This window comes from Microcoleus sp. A2-C3 (assembly GCF_036706065.1).
GTDB lineage: Bacteria > Cyanobacteriota > Cyanobacteriia > Cyanobacteriales > Microcoleaceae > Microcoleus.
Genome location: NZ_JAUBVX010000115.1, coordinates 1 through 2,179 on the forward strand (window position 1 = coordinate 1; position 2,179 = coordinate 2,179).

The following is a 2,179-nucleotide window of genomic DNA, read 5'->3' on the forward strand; positions in this document are numbered from 1 at the left end:
TTGAGTTAGGTCGAGGGAGGCTATTAAGCCCCGCCCCTCCCAATTAGATCCGAACGTGCGACTTTCATCGCATTCGGCTCCCGATATTCTAGTCACGCGACTTGCTCATGTGGGTGTAATCGTGGCAAGACTCATGAAGAGCTTCAAGATTTTTAGCTTTCCAGTTATCGTGATTGCCGTCGATATGATGTAGGTGTACTCTTTCTTCACTTGTGAGTTTATACCCGCATCTGGCACATGAATGGTTTTGCTTTTTGAGAGCTTTAGAGGTTGCCCCATCGTAGAGTTTGCTATTACGTTCGCTCCAGTAATGAACATCTCCGTCGTAGGGCGATTTAGTCCCTCTGACGTTGACATATTTGTTTTCGGCGTAGGAAACCGCAGGAAACGCCTGTTCTGACAATTTCTTGGCAGTGTAGCGATTTTGCTTGGTTTCTTTATTGAACACCTTAAATGCGCGTTTCTGAATAAAACAGAGAGAATTTCTCGCTCCACTCATCTTGCAGAATTTATGGTAGTTTCGCCATCCTCTAACTATGGGTGCTAATTTCTCAGCTTTCACCACAGCACCATATCCTGAGTTGTTGACGACGTGTTTTACTTTCTTACGAAAAGCTTTATAGTTCTCCTCTGAGGGAGTGCATTTAAACTTACCGTTTTTCTGGACTTTAAATGTCCAGCCTAGGAAATCAAATCCGTCTATCGTAGCGGTAACCTTGGTTTTTCGTTCACTGACTTTCATCCCCCTTGCTGACAGGAATTTGTTGACTCTCTCTAGTATTTCATCCGCGTCATCTTGTGGTTTTAAAACTATTACCATATCGTCCGCATATCGAACGGTAGGTTCAGTTATCCTTCCACATGAGTCTTTAGATTGATGGATACTTTCGATTCCGTTAAGTGCGATGTTGGCTAACAAAGGACTCACCACACCCCCTTGGGGCGTTCCTTGGTCAGGGAATTCTATATTAGTTCCAGCTTTTAGACATCTGAAGATGCCGAGCTTTAGTCCCCAAGGGGCAATTAGATTATCCATGATTGAGGTGTGTGAGATTCTGTCGAAGCATTTTTCGATATCGAGTTCAATCACTCGTTTATCTTTCCCATTGCAGAAGGAGCTAAGGTTGTTGTACAGGTATCTTTGAGCGTCATGCGCCGAGCGACCAGTCCTAAACCCATAGCTTCGAGCATGGAATGTTGCTTCATGTGCTGGTTCAAGTGCGAACTTGGCGATACATTGCCATGCTCGGTCAGCCATAGTAGGGACTTTTAGCATTCGAGTCGTGCCGTCTTTTTTAGGGATTGGGATTTCTCGTAAGCCTTGGTGTTTCCATGTGTTAGAGTTGATTCTCAGCGCATCGCTCAGAGCAAACCGTTCCTCGAACGTGAGGGACTTTTTGCCATCAACCCCTGCTGTCTTTTTTCCAGCGTTTAGCTGTGTGACTTGACGGATAGCCAGTAATCTTGCAGCTTGAGATTTTAGAATCAGTTTTTGTAGTGACCGCGCTTTCCGCTTGTCTCCAACTTGGACTGCTTTGTACACGCGATTTTGTAGGCGGAATAGATTCCGACGGAATTGCTTCCAAGGGAGTTTTGTCCAAGATTCAGTAGCTGTTAAACTCTGTCCAATCATGCTCTACTCGATGTAGTGTGTTCTGAATACCTCGACCCAGTAACGGGTCGTCTTACCCGATTCTAAGGAGTTAGTCATCTCGTCTGGCTTACCATGAAATCGACATTTCATAGACCTTAGATTCGTTTCTATTCGTTCCCCTGACTGATTAATCGTTCCCTTAGATGTAGCCACTTCAACCACTGAAAACCCAGGACTCTTACAGCTATTGGATATATATGCTGCGGGTTTTGAACTCCAGTGAGGTCAGGGTTTTGGTAATACGCCCTGCCTTGGGGTGGGTTGCTTTTTTAGGCTCTGTTTCATCGTAGGAACTCCCCATTAACGCCAGTGTCATCCCGTATCGGAGGTCTGTTTGCGTCCTGTTCCCAGCTTCGACCTCCCGAATTCCGAGTCGGGTCATCGTGGGCAGATAGGGAGTCACGTCTGAGTCTGACGGGTGAGACTTGCACTCACATCATGTCTGGAGTTCAGCTAGACTTGGGAGTCTTGGCTGGCAGAGTTATTTACGGACTTGACCGTGATTCATCTGCAACGAATCGCACA

The 2,179-nt window shown here is 45.9% G+C and carries 2 protein-coding genes; one reads left to right on the top strand and one right to left on the bottom strand.

Annotated elements, in window-relative coordinates:
- Positions 1-88: 88 nt before the first annotated feature.
- A complete protein-coding gene (locus tag QUB66_RS29510; RefSeq protein WP_332970785.1) occupies positions 89-1,543 on the bottom strand; it encodes a group II intron reverse transcriptase in 1,455 nt (484 codons plus the stop codon).
- Positions 1,544-1,963: 420 nt separating this feature from the next.
- Here QUB66_RS29510 and QUB66_RS29515 point away from each other — a divergent pair.
- The coding region (locus QUB66_RS29515; RefSeq protein ID WP_332970786.1) for a hypothetical protein at positions 1,964-2,179 on the top strand (216 nt) is incomplete at its 3' end.